Source organism: Acinetobacter towneri (assembly GCF_017498585.1).
GTDB lineage: Bacteria > Pseudomonadota > Gammaproteobacteria > Pseudomonadales > Moraxellaceae > Acinetobacter > Acinetobacter towneri.
On record NZ_CP071766.1, the window covers coordinates 1,712,658 to 1,728,030 of the forward strand.

16 protein-coding genes, 1 other RNA gene and 1 pseudogene are annotated in these 15,373 nt (G+C 39.4%); 12 read left to right on the forward strand and 6 right to left on the reverse strand.

All coding sequences use genetic code 11. The features are described from left to right. The first annotated feature begins 1 nt into the window (after nt 1). Both fabZ and lpxA read left to right on the forward strand, forming a co-directional pair. Nucleotides 2-490: a 3-hydroxyacyl-ACP dehydratase FabZ gene (fabZ, locus tag J4G44_RS08260; protein ID WP_004976697.1), complete on the forward strand. Its 489-nt coding sequence runs from the start codon at nt 2-4 to the stop codon at nt 488-490. Next, entirely contained in the window at nt 487-1,275 is a 789-nt protein-coding gene (gene lpxA / locus J4G44_RS08265) for an acyl-ACP--UDP-N-acetylglucosamine O-acyltransferase (protein WP_004976696.1), read from the forward strand. Before fabZ ends, lpxA begins: the two co-directional genes overlap by 4 nt. A gap of 70 nt (nt 1,276-1,345) precedes the next feature. Here the strand turns inward: lpxA and J4G44_RS08270 are convergent. Then, nucleotides 1,346-2,192: pseudogene (locus tag J4G44_RS08270) on the reverse strand (YbgF trimerization domain-containing protein). Nucleotides 2,193-2,533: 341 nt separating this feature from the next. Here J4G44_RS08270 and ffs point away from each other — a divergent pair. After that, nucleotides 2,534-2,630: signal recognition particle sRNA small type (gene ffs, locus J4G44_RS08275), an RNA gene on the forward strand. A 66-nt stretch (nt 2,631-2,696) separates the two neighbouring features. Here the strand turns inward: ffs and J4G44_RS08280 are convergent. From J4G44_RS08280 to J4G44_RS08295, 4 genes are all read right to left on the reverse strand, one after another. Then, complete coding sequence (locus J4G44_RS08280; protein WP_167845975.1) at nt 2,697-3,386, reverse strand: regulatory protein RecX; 690 nt, start codon at nt 3,384-3,386, stop codon at nt 2,697-2,699. Between the two features lie 80 nt (nt 3,387-3,466). Further along, nucleotides 3,467-4,513, reverse strand: coding sequence for a recombinase RecA (recA, locus tag J4G44_RS08285; RefSeq protein ID WP_004976691.1), 1,047 nt, complete (start codon nt 4,511-4,513; stop codon nt 3,467-3,469). A gap of 144 nt (nt 4,514-4,657) precedes the next feature. Beyond that, nucleotides 4,658-5,098: an RNA-binding S4 domain-containing protein gene (locus J4G44_RS08290; protein ID WP_004976690.1), complete on the reverse strand. Its 441-nt coding sequence runs from the start codon at nt 5,096-5,098 to the stop codon at nt 4,658-4,660. Then, nucleotides 5,091-5,765: an HAD-IA family hydrolase gene (locus J4G44_RS08295; RefSeq protein ID WP_096901429.1), complete on the reverse strand. Its 675-nt coding sequence runs from the start codon at nt 5,763-5,765 to the stop codon at nt 5,091-5,093. The genes J4G44_RS08290 and J4G44_RS08295 overlap by 8 nt, the downstream gene beginning before the upstream one ends. 285 nt (nt 5,766-6,050) lie before the next feature. On the opposite strand from J4G44_RS08295, the gene J4G44_RS08300 reads away from it, so the two are divergent. The 5 genes from J4G44_RS08300 (at nt 6,051) to J4G44_RS08320 (ending at nt 11,938) form a co-directional block, all read left to right on the forward strand. Next, nucleotides 6,051-6,296 carry a hypothetical protein gene (locus tag J4G44_RS08300; protein ID WP_004976684.1) on the forward strand — a complete coding sequence of 82 codons (246 nt, stop codon included), beginning with the start codon at nt 6,051-6,053 and terminating at the stop codon, nt 6,294-6,296. 584 nt (nt 6,297-6,880) lie between these two features. Continuing rightward, on the forward strand, nt 6,881-7,060 hold the full coding sequence (locus J4G44_RS08305) for a hypothetical protein (RefSeq protein ID WP_004976682.1): 180 nt from the start codon (nt 6,881-6,883) through the stop codon (nt 7,058-7,060). 182 nt (nt 7,061-7,242) lie between these two features. After that, on the forward strand, nt 7,243-8,100 hold the full coding sequence (locus J4G44_RS08310; RefSeq protein WP_131261461.1) for a 3'(2'),5'-bisphosphate nucleotidase CysQ family protein: 858 nt from the start codon (nt 7,243-7,245) through the stop codon (nt 8,098-8,100). Between the two features lie 57 nt (nt 8,101-8,157). Continuing rightward, nucleotides 8,158-8,892 carry a histidine phosphatase family protein gene (locus J4G44_RS08315; protein WP_004976677.1) on the forward strand — a complete coding sequence of 245 codons (735 nt, stop codon included), beginning with the start codon at nt 8,158-8,160 and terminating at the stop codon, nt 8,890-8,892. Nucleotides 8,893-9,241: 349 nt separating this feature from the next. After that, on the forward strand, nt 9,242-11,938 hold the full coding sequence (locus J4G44_RS08320; RefSeq protein ID WP_207973564.1) for a M66 family metalloprotease: 2,697 nt from the start codon (nt 9,242-9,244) through the stop codon (nt 11,936-11,938). A 196-nt stretch (nt 11,939-12,134) separates the two neighbouring features. On the opposite strand, the gene rpsT is transcribed toward J4G44_RS08320, so the two are convergent. Beyond that, the gene (rpsT, locus tag J4G44_RS08325) at nt 12,135-12,404 is read right to left on the reverse strand and encodes a 30S ribosomal protein S20 (RefSeq protein ID WP_004976669.1); all 270 of its coding nucleotides are present in this window, start codon (nt 12,402-12,404) and stop codon (nt 12,135-12,137) included. Nucleotides 12,405-12,619: 215 nt separating this feature from the next. On the opposite strand from rpsT, the gene J4G44_RS08330 reads away from it, so the two are divergent. The 4 genes from J4G44_RS08330 to J4G44_RS08345 all read left to right on the forward strand — a co-directional run bounded on the left by J4G44_RS08330 (nt 12,620) and on the right by J4G44_RS08345 (nt 15,229). Further along, nucleotides 12,620-13,285: an NAD(P)H-binding protein gene (locus tag J4G44_RS08330; RefSeq protein WP_131261459.1), complete on the forward strand. Its 666-nt coding sequence runs from the start codon at nt 12,620-12,622 to the stop codon at nt 13,283-13,285. A gap of 12 nt (nt 13,286-13,297) precedes the next feature. Next, nucleotides 13,298-13,810, forward strand: a complete 513-nt coding sequence (gene rraA / locus J4G44_RS08335) for a ribonuclease E activity regulator RraA (RefSeq protein WP_179997450.1) — start codon at nt 13,298-13,300, stop codon at nt 13,808-13,810. Nucleotides 13,811-13,863: 53 nt separating this feature from the next. Next, nucleotides 13,864-14,643: a glutathione S-transferase N-terminal domain-containing protein gene (locus J4G44_RS08340; RefSeq protein ID WP_096901432.1), complete on the forward strand. Its 780-nt coding sequence runs from the start codon at nt 13,864-13,866 to the stop codon at nt 14,641-14,643. A gap of 226 nt (nt 14,644-14,869) precedes the next feature. After that, entirely contained in the window at nt 14,870-15,229 is a 360-nt protein-coding gene (locus J4G44_RS08345) for a hypothetical protein (RefSeq protein ID WP_004976663.1), read from the forward strand. The last annotated feature ends 144 nt before the right edge of the window (nt 15,230-15,373 follow it).

The window sequence follows — 15,373 nt, forward strand, 5'->3', positions numbered from 1 at the left end:
TATGATGACTGAGTCGAATTCTAGCACCTTCACTAAACCTGAATTGCCAATGCACATTCAAACCATTCGTGAATATTTACCCCATCGCTATCCGTTTTTATTGGTAGACCGCATTGTAGAAGTCACTGATAACGGTATCGTGGGTTATAAAAACGTATCTATCAATGAAGAATTCTTGCAAGGACACTTCCCGAATTATCCGATCATGCCGGGTGTTTTAATCGTTGAAGCGATGGCACAAGTGTCGGGTATTTTAGGTTTTATCATGAATAATGAGAAACCGAGCGCAGGTTCTTTGTTCCTTTTTGCAGGCGCAGAAAAAGTTCGATTTAAAAAACAAGTCGTTGCAGGCGATCAACTTGTATTAAAATCTGAATTAGTTATGCAAAAACGAGGCATTTACAAATATAATTGTATCGCCACCGTTGATGGCGTCGTCGCAGCAACCGCGGAAATTATGGTTTCGCATCAGAAAACAGAGCAAGCATGAGCAATAACCCACTCATTCACCCAACCGCTATTATTGACTCATCTGCAGTAATCGCTTCAGATGTCACGATTGGTCCATACTGTATTATTGGCCCAAATGTAACGATTGGTGAGGGTACAAAACTTCATTCGCATGTGGTGATTGGTGGTTACACCCGTATTGGTCAGCACAATGAAATTTTCCAGTTCGCCAGCGTAGGTGAGGTCTGTCAGGACTTAAAATATGCAGGTGAGGAAACTTGGCTAGAAATTGGTGATCACAACAAAATTCGTGAACACTGCAGTTTGCATCGTGGTACGGTGCAAGACAATAGCCTGACCAAAATTGGTAGTCACAACTTACTTATGGTCAATACGCATATCGCACATGACTGTATGGTGGGTGATCACAATATTTTTGCCAATAACGTGGGTGTGGCAGGTCATGTGCATGTTGGGGATTATGTGGTTGTCGGTGGAAACTCTGGTATTCACCAATTCTGTAAAATTGACTCTTATAGCATGATTGGTGGTGCATCGCTCATTCTTAAAGATGTGCCTGCGTATGTCATGGTTTCTGGTAATCCTGCACATGCATTTGCAATGAATGTGGAAGGAATGCGTCGTAAAGGCTGGTCGAAGGATGTGATTCAAGGTCTTCGTGAAGCCTTTAAACTCATTTACAAATCTGGATTAACCACTGAGCAAGCCATTCAGCAAATTCGCATTGATATTTTGCCAAATGTGGCAGAAGCGCAGCGTTTAATTGATTCTTTAGAGCAATCTGAACGTGGTATTGTGCGTTAAGCTTTGAGTTTGTCGAATGCGGCAAGCTTCAGAATATTAAAAGACATCCTCGGATGTCTTTTTTATTGGCTTATTTAAAGAATCTTGCTTCTTCAGACTTTGGGTATTGGCTCAGAATTTTACTTTTGTATTGCGCTGCCAAAGCAGGTTTGTGATCTACATCTTGCGCAATACTATATAAACGATATAGGGCACTTGATGCTTTTGCAGATTGAGGGTACTTGGTTGCCACAATTTCAAAATTCTTTTTGGCTTCGCTGTAATTGGTCGGTTCAATCGCTAAATTAAACTCAGCTAACCAAAAATAAGCATTGCTGATATACACACTGTTTGGGTGGTTTTTAATAAAGTTTTGCATGGGTGCAATGGCTTTTTTAGCACCACCTTGTTTATAGGCATCCAATGCAACAGTATAGGCTGCTTTTTCTAGCTCAATATTGGTATTTAAACCTTGAGCTGTTGGGCTAACATGCGTTGTATTTTGCGCAGATTGCGGGGCATTGCTATTTAACTGGTTGTTGCTGGTGACTGGGTGCAGTATCCTTTTGGTTATCCTCCTCAGCGGTAGGAGTAGATTCAGGGTCTATTTTTTGCTGGAGCAGTTCTAGACGTTGATCTAAATCGGTATAGTGATTTTGCAATTCATGTTTGAGCTGCGCAATTTCATTGTCTTGTTCTTCAATTTTGCCGCGTAACTGGCGGATGTCATTTTCAAGTTGCTGGTTTTTTTGCATCAACTGCCAATTGATATTGGTGGGTACATTGGCAGTTGCCATATTACTCGTTGCAATCGCAGGGCTATTGGCATACCTAGCACTGCTTTGGCTGAGATTGTGGCTTTCAATTGGAATATTGGCAAATATAGGCGTTGAGCACAGTAGGGCAAGAGCACAAAGTGCATGCTTTTTTAGCATAATTGAACATCCATCTTAATCTTGTGTAGGTGAGTCCTTGTAAGCATATTGAACTCAACCTGTTGATTTGGTCATTTTCCACATTTAAAACGTCCACGCGTGGAATTGCAATAAGCTTTTACAAACTTATCATCAATCTCAGCGCAATATGGGTAAATCTAGGATTTAAATCTCGAAATAATTTTATGATGGGTTAGTTAGACTAAATTTTAAATGACGTTATTCTATAAATGTCTTCAATTGTTTTTAAAATAATCAATTGGATAGCATTATAAAAGGAAATACAGAACAACGCTTGCAAGTTTGTTAAAAATCTCTATACTCTGTTTTTGCAATGGTAGCCCTGCTGGTTACTTCGCAATTGTACTCTACGAACCCCGTCAGGACCGGAAGGTAGCAGCGGTAGTGGAGCTATGATGTGCCGAAGGCTTGCTGGTAGGGTTGCCACCAGTTTTGAAATAATAATTCTATTTATCTTCTACTTATTTTGATCTTATATCCACTATTTTAAAAATCCTGCTCTTTCCTACGAATTGCTTTCATAATCGCATCCATATCAAAGCCCCGATACTGTAAAAAACGAATTTGTTTGGCTTTAAGTTTTGGCTCGTTTGCGACTTCTGTGCCGAATTTTTTCACTTTCAGTTGATAGGCTTGTTCTGTCCAATCAGTTTCTTTAAGTTCTTCTGAAATTAAACTGCTATCCACTTTTTTGTTTTTAAGAGCCATTTTAATACGATTTGGCCCTTTACCTTGCCGCTTTTGGCTAGCCAGTAACATTTCTGCTAGGCGTTGATCACTCTGATAATTTTCACGTGCCAATTCATTGACTAACTCAATCACTTCATCACGGTTTTCTGCATATAAAGCCAGTTTTTCAATTAAGTCATTTTTAGAATATTCTTTACGCGTTAAGACAGCAAAGGCGTAGCTGCGTAGACGAGAACCTGTTAGTCCTGGGCGTTTGTTTTGCTGTTCGTCTTGGTCTTCATTGTGATTGTGTTCTTGATCATCAATGGCTTCCGTATGAGCAGGGTATTGTTTATTAATGTTAGGCGCAGAATTTGAGGCAAAATGCAGGGCAGACGTTGTTTCGGAATATATCTGCTCAGTTCTGCTACATGATTGCTCATCTTCGCCAAATTGTTGTTTTAGCGCAGCGTAATCAATCAGTTTGGGGAATTTGTCTTCAGGCATGGTAATGCTTCCATATACAATAAAACGCTCCGTAGAGCGTTCTATTTAATTCAGTTTGTTGTGTTCATATTAGCGTATGCTTAAACATCAAGTAAGTCGAATTCTTCTTCGTCTTTATCTTCTACAGGTGCTGCTTGACCTGTCGTGAGCAGTTGTTCACGAATAATCGCTTCGATGCCTTTAGCAAGCTCTGGATGTTCTTCAAGGTGGCGAATGGTGTTGTTTTTACCTTGACCAATTTTATCGCCTTGATAAGAATACCAAGCACCTGCTTTTTGCACGATATTTTGTTGAACAGCCAAATCGACCAGCTCGCCCAAATGGTTAACGCCTTTACCGTAAAGAATCTGGAACAATGCTTCTTTAAATGGAGGCGCCATTTTGTTTTTCACAACTTTGACTTTGGTTTCAGAACCAATAATCTCGTCGCCTTCTTTCACCTGACCTACACGGCGAATATCTAAACGAACAGAAGCATAGAACTTCAATGCGTTACCGCCAGTTGTGGTTTCTGGGCTACCAAACATTACACCAATTTTCATACGAATTTGGTTAATGAAGATCACCATACAGTTCGAACGTTTGGCATTACCTGTGATTTTACGCAAGGCTTGGCTCATTAAGCGCGCTTGTAAGCCCATGTGTGAATCACCCATTTCACCCTCAATCTCGGCGCGAGGGGTTAAGGCAGCCACGGAGTCGACTACAATCATGTCAATTGCGCCAGAACGTACCAACATATCGGCAATTTCAAGGGCTTGTTCACCGTTGTCTGGTTGCGATACTAAAAGATTGTCAATATCTACACCAAGTTTACGTGCATATTGAGGATCAAGCGCGTGTTCGGCATCAATAAAGGCACAAGTTCCACCAGCTTTTTGACATTCTGCAATGGCTTGCAAGGTCATAGTCGTTTTACCTGATGATTCAGGGCCGTAAATTTCAATGATACGACCTTTAGGTAAGCCACCAATACCCAATGCAATATCTAGGGTCAATGAGCCTGTAGATACGGCTTCTACCGCTTGCACAGTGTTGTCACCAAGACGCATGACTGTGTTCTTACCAAATTGTTTTTCAATCTGGCTTAACGCAGCGTTTAACGCCTTGCTTTTATTCTCATCCATCTTACAACCTCAATACGATGTCACGAAACAATATACTCAAGTGGATGCATTTACTTAAATCTTTTCCACATGCAATATAGTGACAGAATTTGTCCTGTAGTTCTATTTATATCACGGGCTGTGCGACAGCCTGTGACGCTCTATTTAATCATCATTATATGACCAAAATTGGTCAAATTGCTGATCATTCTCTTGTTTAAATTTGCTGATGTCACGACGGTCTTTTTTACTTGGTCGATGATCAGGTCGTGCTAGATTATGCAACTTTCTTTGGGTCGCAATCAATTCCCTGCGTGCAATACTCACTTCAGTTTCTTCATAAAGTTGCTGAGCGACAGGGGCAGGGCCGCGTACGCCGGATAATGCCTTGACCAATACGGTTTTCTTATCAAAACCTTGTTGAATGGTCAGCTCAGTTCCCACACGAATTTCTTTGGAAACTTTAACGCGCTCGCCATTGTGATGTACTTTGCCGCCTTCAATGGCAGCTTTTGCAATAGAGCGGGTCTTGAAAAAACGTGCAGCCCATAGCCATTTATCAATTCGGATCGTTTCAATGGCTTCGTGGGACGAAGTTTTAGGCATATTTTTGAGTGTCCTCAAATTGTTCTAAGACAGGAATTAAATCTGTTAATTGGTGCAACATAGGGTAATTACAAGTCTGACGCGTAGGTTTTGCTGAGGATGGCTGGGCAATACTATATAAGTGTCCAATCCCAAAGGCTTTAGCACCATTAAGCACCTTTTCGGTGTCATCTATAAAATAGCAATCTTCAGGATTAAATGCATGTTGTTGTTGCAATGTTTGCCAAAATTCAACGCGCTCTTTGGCATAACCAATACTTTCAGAACTAACAATCACTTCAAAATACTTTGCTAAACCTGTATGTGCTAATTTAAAGTCTAAACCTGCACAATCGGCATTGGTGGTGAGCCAAATGTGATAGCCATTATTTTTTAAATATTCCAGTAACTCGATAGCTTGTGGACGCAACGTGACTTGATCTTTATATTCAAGTTGCATCGCAAGCATATCTACACCCACTTTAGCCGTCCAAAAACGTGAGGAATACCACTCTAAGGTGTGGCTATGCGCTTGATAAAAATCGTATAAAATTTCTTTGCTGCGCTCTAAAGAACAGGCGTGTAATTCTGCATAGCGAATAGGCAGTTGTTCATTCCAAATAAAATCATCATAAGCGAGATCTAACAGCGTTCCGTCCATGTCAAACATGATGATATTTTTGTGCATTTAGACATCCTAAACCATTAAGCAATTGCCAAAAGGCAAATAAAACTGGCTCATTTAAACATGCTTGAGGCATAACTCAAAATACTGTCTGATTATTCGCCAAATTGTGCTAGGCTAAATAAATAAGCACTGTACATGCGTTGCATATAAATTAGGTGAGATGGGGCAGTTGTAAAAAGTAACTGTAGCGTTCACAAAAACAATTTTTTTGACATATTTCTGTATTTGTTTGTCTGTACAAGCATAGAAATTGAATGGTAAATTTTTTAAATTAGGGAGCTAGTAATGGCTGAACAACAGTATTTAGATTTAAAACACTTAGATAAACAACTCGATGAGTTTGAGAAAAAGAAGAAAAAAATTAAGAAAATGCGTATCGGCTATAAATTATTTGCGCATTTAATGGGCGATGAAAAATTCGCCCATCATGTTTCAGAGTCGGCATTAAACCCAGATAAACGTAGTTATCGTAAAGTCAAAATTAAAATCACCTCAGATGAGGGAGAGTTAACTTTTCTAGAAAAGGATTGATTAATTTTTTGATTTAAAATTCTAGTGATTTTGATTATGTATACAAATTTGTGTACCTTTAAATCTGGCCCGATTGATGCAGATCGGGCTTTTTTATACCTTAATTCTATGAATGGTTCAACCTGAATTAGAATCCTTTTATAAGTCGAAATTTGATCATAAATGATCAGTAAAATTAGTATTGAAAGTCCCTTCTTTTACGCCATGTATTGCTCAGGATGAGGAGTATATTCCGCAAGTGGATGAGGGGGTTCTTATAAAAAACCTCTCCCTGAGGAGCATGCTCCGCAAGTCTCCTAAAAGGAAAGGGAATTTCCTTTGCAGTGATTCAAAAATGATTTAAGAAAGAATCTTTTTAAATAAAATGCATCAAGTTGTCATAATCTGCACTTAAGCTATTCAGCAAACTCAGTAAAATGTAATAGGTTGTGTTTAGTCTATTTCAGTATAAGTTCTGTGTATAAATGTGGCAAGGTGCGCTCAAATGTTACGCTTTAACTATCAAAAGAGGCATGAATATGACAGAACGATACCTGAGAATATTGACAATTTTTCATGATTAAATAAATTTAAAAGGAATTGTGATGTCTATTTTAGGAATTGCCATTACCACTATTTTGGGTTTATTGGGTATTGCTGCAATTATTATTGGTTTTTTTGGTGGTGAAACTTATTTGGTGATTGTGGGTATTTTATTATTGGTTAGTGGTGCACTCACTTTATCGATGTTTAAAAAAAGATTATCCAATCCATTTAAAGATTAATTAACTAAGCACTCAATAAATAAAAAACTCAAGTAAAAATGAATTGCCTTGACACATAAAGTCTTGATTTAGCATATCTAGCCACTAAATTTTATCTACGCATCAGCCGTAAATTTTATTACAATGTTTTTATGAAAGTAATGAAAAATTAGACCTTTAGATACAGTCTAAAAAGGATAGTTATGTTTATAAAAACAAAGGCGCCAACGCATACTTTAATTTTACAGTTATTGCCAATCGTGCAGCAGGCGTGTGAAATTTTAAATCAGGAATTTCAAGATTATTGTTCAGGTGCTGCTTTTGATGTAGAAAAGAAAACTGATGATTCTCCTGTTACGCAAGCCGATTATCGAGTCAATTATTATTTAATGCAGGCTTTGGCAAAAATCTCCAATTTACCTGTGTTGTCCGAAGAAGGTGAGCAAGACCAACGTCAGCAATGGCAGCAATTTTGGTTGCTTGATCCTTTAGATGGCACGAAAGAGTTTTTACATCAACGTCCTGAATTTACCATTAATTTAAGTTTAATTTGTGGTGTGCAAACAACTTTTGCAGTACTTGCAGTACCAGGCGAGCAAACTATTTATTTTTGTCCTGAACAGGGTATGCCATTGAAATATCATATTTTAACTCAGCAATGGTATCTCTATCAGTCTGAACCCACGGTAACATCTTCAGTTCTAAAAATTGGATTAAGCCACAGTAGTCAAAAAAAATCACACTATGCAGACTATTTAAAAAGCTTGGCGCAGTTGACCAATTTTGAAGAACTAAAAGCAGGTAGTGCTTATAAATTCTGCATGATTTTGGAAGATCGTGTCGATATTTACCCACGTTTTCATCCGACTTCTGAGTGGGACACCAGTGCAGGACAATGTTTATTGGAACGAATAGGTGGTGGATTGGTCGATTTTCAGGGACGGGCATTTTTATATAATCAGCGCGATACATTGTTAAATGGTGGTTTTATCGCCTATAAAAATACGCAGATGAAACAGATTGCCTTACAAGCACTTGGACTTATGGCGAAGTCAGATTGAGCAAAGTGCTGAACATGGTATAGTGTCAAGCAACCAAGTTAAAATTTTGGCTAGATCATGGCATTAGAACTACTCCCTGCAAGTATGCTTAAAGCAATTGATTTATTGCCTGATGCTCAGACGCCTGTGACTTTGTTTACACGTCATTCTATTCGTGAAATTGTCGTTGGTCAGGGTTTGGCTGGCTATAATTTACAATTGACCGAACAAGGTCGCGATTTAGCCGAAGCATGGGGAGGCTACTTGGTTGGAAATACAGATCGGGTGATTCAACACTGTATTTCAAGTCCTATTCAGCGTTGTGTCGATACGGCTGCTTTAATGATTCGTGGGGCAGATGGCATTACCCTCGAACCCAATACCCATCACATTGAAATTATAGAACAAGGTTTATTGGTGGAACCAGGAAGCTTTGTACTTGATATCAAACAGGCAGGCCCATATTTTCAGAAACAGGGTGCTTTAGGCTTTATTAATAGTTTTGTGAATAATGCCTTGCCCGGCATGAAACATCCGATTCATGGTGTCGTGGATGTCCTTGAGCTGATTTATAACACCCATCCAACCAACCAATACGGACTGAGTTTGGCTGTGAGTCATGATACGATTTTAGCTGCAATTATCGCGGTAATTTCTGGACGTAATGAAGTCACGCAAGCCGATTGGCCAGATATGATGGAAGGTTTATTCGTTTGGTTTGAAGGTGATGAGTTTTTAGAATCCAAGCTAAAATGGATTTGGCGCGGTCAGATTCACACTTTAGATATCTCGCAATTTCGTCAGAAAGTTTAAGCAGAACATTGAACGCATATTCTAGTGCTATCCATTCAGTACGATAGAATACCGTCTGTCAGAAATTAAAAAAAATAATTCAAATTTTATTCTCTTTTTTTCCTTCATTTTATGCAGTTGTGAGCGCAAACTCGATCAAATATTGTCTATCAATCTGTGTGCTGCTTTAAAAATTCGCTGATTTTTATAAAGAAAAATTAATAAAATTGTGTTGAAAATATAAAGCGATATGAAACTTGAGAATTGCATAATTTTATACATCTATTTAATATAAAAATACAAGCCATTGAAAAATATGTGTTTATTTTTATATTTTTTGTCATAAATTGACATTGGGGTGGAATAAATAATGAAAAGTGTGACTCGGTTTTCGCTTAGTCTATTAAGCGTATGTATATTATCATCCATGCTTGCTGCATGTGGTGGTGGCGATGGGGATGCCGCTGGGAATTCAAATCAAGAAAATCCAACACCATTGGAAATTCCTCAGCAACCACCTGTGGGTAATGTGGCTAATCCTTACCCTGAACCTACACAAGATGTCATCAATCAATCGGCACTTGGGTTTTATGATTACAACGCCAATTCTGAATCACGTGAAGTGCGTAATGATTTAGAAGGTGATTTTCAGGCAATGATTCAATTTGCTCAAGGGCATGTGGTTGATCCGAATGGTAACGAGGCGAAAAAAATGCCACGTTTGACCGCAGAAAAAGAAGCATTATTATTGGTTACACCAAATCAGGGCATGGACAATATCGACACTTTGCAGCTTGAAGTGTATCAAAATGAACGCTTGTTACGTCGTGTTGCTTTACTTGATCCAACCCAGATTCCTGCTTCAGACCAGAGCAATCAAGATGGTCGTGCTGAGGTGTTGTATAGTAAGCGTGCGTGGTCGGCTAAATTAAATTGGGATGAAGTACGTCCCGGTTTAAAGCTGCGTTTGGTCGATTCTAAAAACCGTACTGGTGCACTCGAAGCAGAAAAAATTGATTTTGCCGCACCGGGTGAATTGGTACTCAATAATATTCGTATCGGTCTACTAACTGCACCACCGAAATCGGGCGGGCATTATATGTTATTAGAGCCTGAAAAAGCGGGTACCGATTATTTCCAAACCATTCCTGCGGCACAAATGACCGTGGCAAAATATGATGACATTCAGCTAGATCGAGTGATGGTCGCCAACGGCACGATTTACGATACCCAAAGTGCGGGTGAAGGTGGTGTCTATTCGGGGGACATGCGGGAAAATACTGCAAAATCGACCTTGAGTGTGGGAATTAACTTAGCCAACTGGGGTGTGACCAGTGCCTCTATGCAAAGTCAGCAACAGCCACAACTTACACAAACTGTAATTGCCCATCATGCACGAGGTAAATATACAAATGGTGATCAAACGCATGGTTTAAGTGGCGGTAATGGTATGTTGACTCTGTATGATTCTGTGGGCAACGAGTTCAGCCATGAAATTGGACATCATTATGGTCTAGGGCATTATCCGGGTTCACAAGGTGAAAATATGTTCTGGGCTGCACACCATGCAGACAGCGGTTGGGGCTATATTGCGTATCGTAATAAAATGCGCGGTAATTTAGCGTGGCATACTCGAAACTTGGGTGATGGCAAAAATGGTGTGCCTAACTTCCTGAAACAATATGCTTATAGTTGGGATGCGATGTCAGGTGGTGCAACCAACAGTAGCATTTCGCGTTATACCCATTACACGGGTTACAGTACCCATATTCGGATTCAACCCCACTTTGGGGCGCGACATGTTTGGGATGAAAGCTCACCAAGTGGTTATAAAATTTGGAATAAAGACACACGCCAAATGGAAGTGGTTTATCCAAAAGTACCAAGCTCCAATCAGGTTTGGTACAACAGTGCCGATGGTTACTATTTAAAACCGCGCTTATTTGGTGTGCCTGTAATTACTATTATTGGCGGATATGATCCTGAAACTCAGCAAGGTGTGTTGTATCCTGCTGCACGCAGTAACTGGGGTAATGTTTATAATTTACCTGGGGCAAATCGTGCTGCTGAAAATGCCGCATGTTGGTTAGATGTTCAATATGCCAATCGTAATCAGAACGTGGCATTGGCACCTAACCGTATGACCAGCAATGCCAATAAACTGCATGTCAATTTAGCACTTGCTGAGCAGCCAAAACAGGTGAATTTATACTGTAAAAAAGCCAATCATGCCGAGAAGTTATTATCGACACTGAATATTCCGCAATATAGCGATAGTATTCAACCTGCGGTAAAAATTGGTCGTACACATGGCTATGAAGCTTTAAGAAAAGTTGAAATGCCTGATTTTCAGAAGCAGTTGGAAGCGCAAGCCAGTCAAGCTGTGGTGGCTTTAAAACCTGCTGCACAACTATTGTATGATTCTTATGCAGATTATCGTCAAGAGCTAAGTGCAACTGCACAGCAACAATTACAGCGTTATGAACAACAGCAAAATACGATTTATCGTTTAAACCGCTGGATGAATGTTTATCGTGCCGATTTAGAAAAGACTAAGCCTGAAGCGGAAACAGCATTGCACAATTTTGTGGAGCGATTGGGTTTAGGCAATGAAAATATTGTGGCTGAAGCAACACTAATGAAAAACAGAAATAACTGTTTGAAAGTTGAAACTTTGGCGAGTGGTCAGAAAAATGCTTACATTAGTGGAGCAAGTGGCTGTACAGGCGATGCAACTGAGCAGTGGATTTATGATGGTTTGGGGCGTATTCACAGCAAAGCAGAAATGGATCAGTGCTTAACCAACAACGGCAATGTGGTCTCACTTGCAAGCTGCAGTACATCTAAAGACAGTCAGGTCTGGGAAATGCACACAGCTTCGGGAACGATTCGTCAGGGGAATCAGTGCTTTGATTTAGAGCATGGCTACCTAAAAGAAAACCGCGCGCGTTTAATTCGTTATGGTTGCACAGGTGGTGCGAATCAGCAATGGACGCAATTAAAGGCTAATAACAGTTTGCAACTGGCTTATTTAAGTCCACAAAATTTACGACTGATGCTGAAATAATTCTTCGTCTGAATTATTCATCTTCATTAATTTAAAACACCTTTTGACCAGTTCAGGAGGTGTTTTTTATTTTATGGTGGCAGGTGTATTTGAAGTGATGTAATTGGCGTGCAGAAACTAAAGATTGCTTAATTTGATAAATTATCGAAACAGCAGGCACAAAAAAAGCCCTTAACGGGCTTCTTTTGTTTAACACTTAGTTAGAAGCTAAAGCTTTAACTTGAGCGTTTAAACGGCTCTTATGACGAGCTGCTTTGTTCTTATGGATGATGCCTTTATCAGCCATACGGTCAATTACTGGAACAGCTTTTTTGTAAGCTTCAGTAGCAACCGCATAATCACCTGCAGCAATAGCAGCGATTGTGCGTTTTAAATAAGTACGAACCATAGAACGTAAGCTTGCGTTGTGTTTACGTGCTTTAACGTTTTGACGAGCACGTTTTCTAGCTTGAGCAGAGTTTGCCACTCGTGCACTCCTTGAAATAGATTGGTCTGGGCGGGCTGCAATTACTTCCGAAAACCAACATCAGAAGAATTATCACCAGCCCGTAAACAAGTGCCATATTTTGATGAAACTAGACAGTTAAGTCAAGTCTTGACATGCTTTGACAACATTTTAGCTGCAGAAAAATCAGAAAGAAACAGGTAGATTAGCTTTAAGCCTCAGAGATTGTTTAAAAAATGACAAATTCTATTCAAAATGCAATTGTAATTGGTGCGAATGGTTTAGTTGGGCAGCAATTGGTCAAACAGCTTAATCAGCTGCCTGAATGTAAAAATATCACCGTTGTTTTGCGTAGACCTTGCTCGGAATTAAATCGCTTAGAAAAAGTCCAGACGTTACTCCTCGAAGACTTTTTATTGCTCAATGATGAAGATGTGAGCGGTTATAGTCATGCATTCAGTTGTTTAGGCACAACCTTAAAAAAGGCAGGCTCAAAGCAGGGATTTTATGCTGTGGACTATACCATCAATGCACATTTTGCCGAATTATTGCAGGCGAAGGGTACGCATTACATATTGGTCAGTGCTTTGGGAGCAGAAGCCAAATCAGCCGTATTTTATAATCGTGTCAAAGGTGAGCTAGAACAATATATTGAAAGTTTGGATTTAGACAAAGTATCAATTTTGCGTCCATCTTTATTATTGGGTGAGCGCAACGAACAACGGCGTTTAGAAGATTTAGGACAAAAGCTGTATCTTAAAATATCACGATTTATTCCCGATCATTTTACATATAAGCCAGTAAGTGCTACGCAAGTGGCTCATACTATGGTCGAGGCAGCGCAATCGCAAATTCATAAATTCCAAATTTATGATAATTTACAAATACAAAAAACCAAGTAAAAGGGGAACAACGTGTCTACAGTACCATTCGTAACTTGTGACTTATTAGATGACCATCCAGAACATGACCTTCAAGTGGTGATTCCATCTTTGGATGGCAAATTTTTCAAAAGTTACGGTGCACGTAAAACTTTTGGCGGTCAAATTGTGACTGTAAAGTGCTTTGAAGATAACTCGCGTGTAAAAGAGTTGTTGGCAACCGATGGCACGGGCAAAGTTTTGGTGGTAGATGGTGGGGCATCTATGCGCTGTGCCTTAATGGGGGACTTGATTGCTGAATCTGCAGTGAAAAATCACTGGAATGGCGTGATTATTTACGGCTGTGTACGTGATGTCGATGCAATTGCAGCACTTGATTTAGGCGTACATGCTTTGGCTTCAATTCCACAAAAAAGTAACCGCAAAGGCGTGGGTGAAGTAGATGTGAGTTTGCATTTTGGACAAGTCACTTTTAATTCGGGCGATTATGTCTATGCCGATAACAACGGTATTATTGTGGCAAAGGGAAAATTGGTCGATTTATAAGCGGTTTGATGGCACAGCCATCAAATTGCTGAGCACATCACAAGGAAAACAAAATGGTGCATCATCAAATTAAAGTCATTCAGGCAATGGCATCTATGCTTACCGAAGGTGGGCGCGGTGTGAATGGGACAGCATTTCCCAAGCAACCCGAAAAAGCCTTAAAGTTATATGAGTTTGAAGGTTCACCATTTTGCCGTCGTGTACGCGAAGTCATGACCTTGTTAAATTTGGATTATGAGGTTTATCCATGCCCCAAAGGCGGCACAAAATATCGACCTTTGGTGAAACAACTGGGTGGTAAAACTCAGTTTCCATTTTTAATTGATGAAAATACAGGTGATCAGCTCTATGAATCACAGCAGATCATTCATCATTTATTCAAACATTATGGCAAAAGTGGAAAAACGCCAAAAAAATACGCGCATTTTCCTAAAATTCCTTATGTTGCACTTGCAGGCACGTTATTGAATGGTGCACGTGGTGTGTGGATTAACCAGAAAATTGTAGAGCGCGCTGCACCTGAACAACTGATTGAACTGTGGGGTTTTGAGGGAAGTCCTTATACACGTGTAGTACGTGGTGTATTGACTGAACTGGAGTTGCCATTCAAATTTCATAATGTAGCCAAAGAGCGTTGGCAAGATCAAGGCTTGGCAAAATTACGTTTAAAACCGGGTAAATATGTGCCACTGGCAGGTGGTAAGCGTGAGCAGGTATTAAAAGTTATGGGTGATAATATTCAAGTCCCATTTTTAATCGATCCAAATACCCAGACTCAGCTTTTTGAATCGGCCAAGATTGTGAAGTATTTACAGCAAACTTATGGCAAATAAGCTTTAAGTCATTTTTTGATTGTTATAAAAGCATCTTCAAGATGCTTTTTTGCATTTGGCAGGATGCAAAATATGCATCATTATAAATAGCCTAAGCAAAGTGGGGTTGAAACACTGACTTATAACATCAGGGGAGCATAAATCACCCTGATCAGTTGCATCTATTTTAGTGAAGCATTTAAACTCTGCAGCATTCACTTTGATTTCGCCAATTTATAGGTTCAAAATGTTCAGCAAACTTACAGGGTTGTTTAAAAATAAAGCCAATCTCGAAGAAATTGCCTATTTAGAAGCACAGAATATTCAATGGGATGCGGAACAAGGCTATATTGTCGATGGTATTTTGCTTAACGATGTTTTGGCAGAGCGTTTAAATTATTTATCCAACCGCCGTATGCAGCAGTTTGATGATTTGGCACAGCTGTATTCTACAGCTATGATTATCAATGAAAAAATTGATCTGGAAATTGCGCAACAGCGTTTTAACACAATGCTTGGTAATACCGAAGAAAACTTACTGGAATTTAAAGCGATTGTTAAAAAATTGAATGATTATTATCGACAGTTTTTACGTGATCAAAAGTAAAGAGGCGTGTGTATCAAACTTTAAAGCTCGCTGTTTTATAAAATTTTGCAATTAAATACGCTGTAATGGTGGATGAAAAAAATTACGTAAAACCGTCAATTCATCGTGCTAGTATAAGCCCCATGTTGTTTAGACCCTAAAGCT

What these genes read in the sequence shown, in the direction of transcription:
- J4G44_RS08310 (WP_131261461.1), top strand. Translation starts at nt 7,243, where the DNA reads ATGTTTATAAAAACAAAGGCGCCAACGCATACTTTAATTTTACAGTTA.
- J4G44_RS08280 (WP_167845975.1), bottom strand. Translation starts at nt 3,386, where the DNA reads ATGCCTGAAGACAAATTCCCCAAACTGATTGATTACGCTGCGCTAAAA.
- J4G44_RS08300 (WP_004976684.1), top strand. Translation starts at nt 6,051, where the DNA reads ATGGCTGAACAACAGTATTTAGATTTAAAACACTTAGATAAACAACTC.
- recA (WP_004976691.1), bottom strand. Translation starts at nt 4,513, where the DNA reads ATGGATGAGAATAAAAGCAAGGCGTTAAACGCTGCGTTAAGCCAGATT.
- J4G44_RS08295 (WP_096901429.1), bottom strand. Translation starts at nt 5,765, where the DNA reads ATGCACAAAAATATCATCATGTTTGACATGGACGGAACGCTGTTAGAT.
- J4G44_RS08320 (WP_207973564.1), top strand. Translation starts at nt 9,242, where the DNA reads ATGAAAAGTGTGACTCGGTTTTCGCTTAGTCTATTAAGCGTATGTATA.
- lpxA (WP_004976696.1), top strand. Translation starts at nt 487, where the DNA reads ATGAGCAATAACCCACTCATTCACCCAACCGCTATTATTGACTCATCT.
- fabZ (WP_004976697.1), top strand. Translation starts at nt 2, where the DNA reads ATGATGACTGAGTCGAATTCTAGCACCTTCACTAAACCTGAATTGCCA.
- J4G44_RS08290 (WP_004976690.1), bottom strand. Translation starts at nt 5,098, where the DNA reads ATGCCTAAAACTTCGTCCCACGAAGCCATTGAAACGATCCGAATTGAT.
- J4G44_RS08330 (WP_131261459.1), top strand. Translation starts at nt 12,620, where the DNA reads ATGACAAATTCTATTCAAAATGCAATTGTAATTGGTGCGAATGGTTTA.
- J4G44_RS08345 (WP_004976663.1), top strand. Translation starts at nt 14,870, where the DNA reads ATGTTCAGCAAACTTACAGGGTTGTTTAAAAATAAAGCCAATCTCGAA.
- J4G44_RS08305 (WP_004976682.1), top strand. Translation starts at nt 6,881, where the DNA reads ATGTCTATTTTAGGAATTGCCATTACCACTATTTTGGGTTTATTGGGT.
- J4G44_RS08340 (WP_096901432.1), top strand. Translation starts at nt 13,864, where the DNA reads ATGGTGCATCATCAAATTAAAGTCATTCAGGCAATGGCATCTATGCTT.
- J4G44_RS08315 (WP_004976677.1), top strand. Translation starts at nt 8,158, where the DNA reads ATGGCATTAGAACTACTCCCTGCAAGTATGCTTAAAGCAATTGATTTA.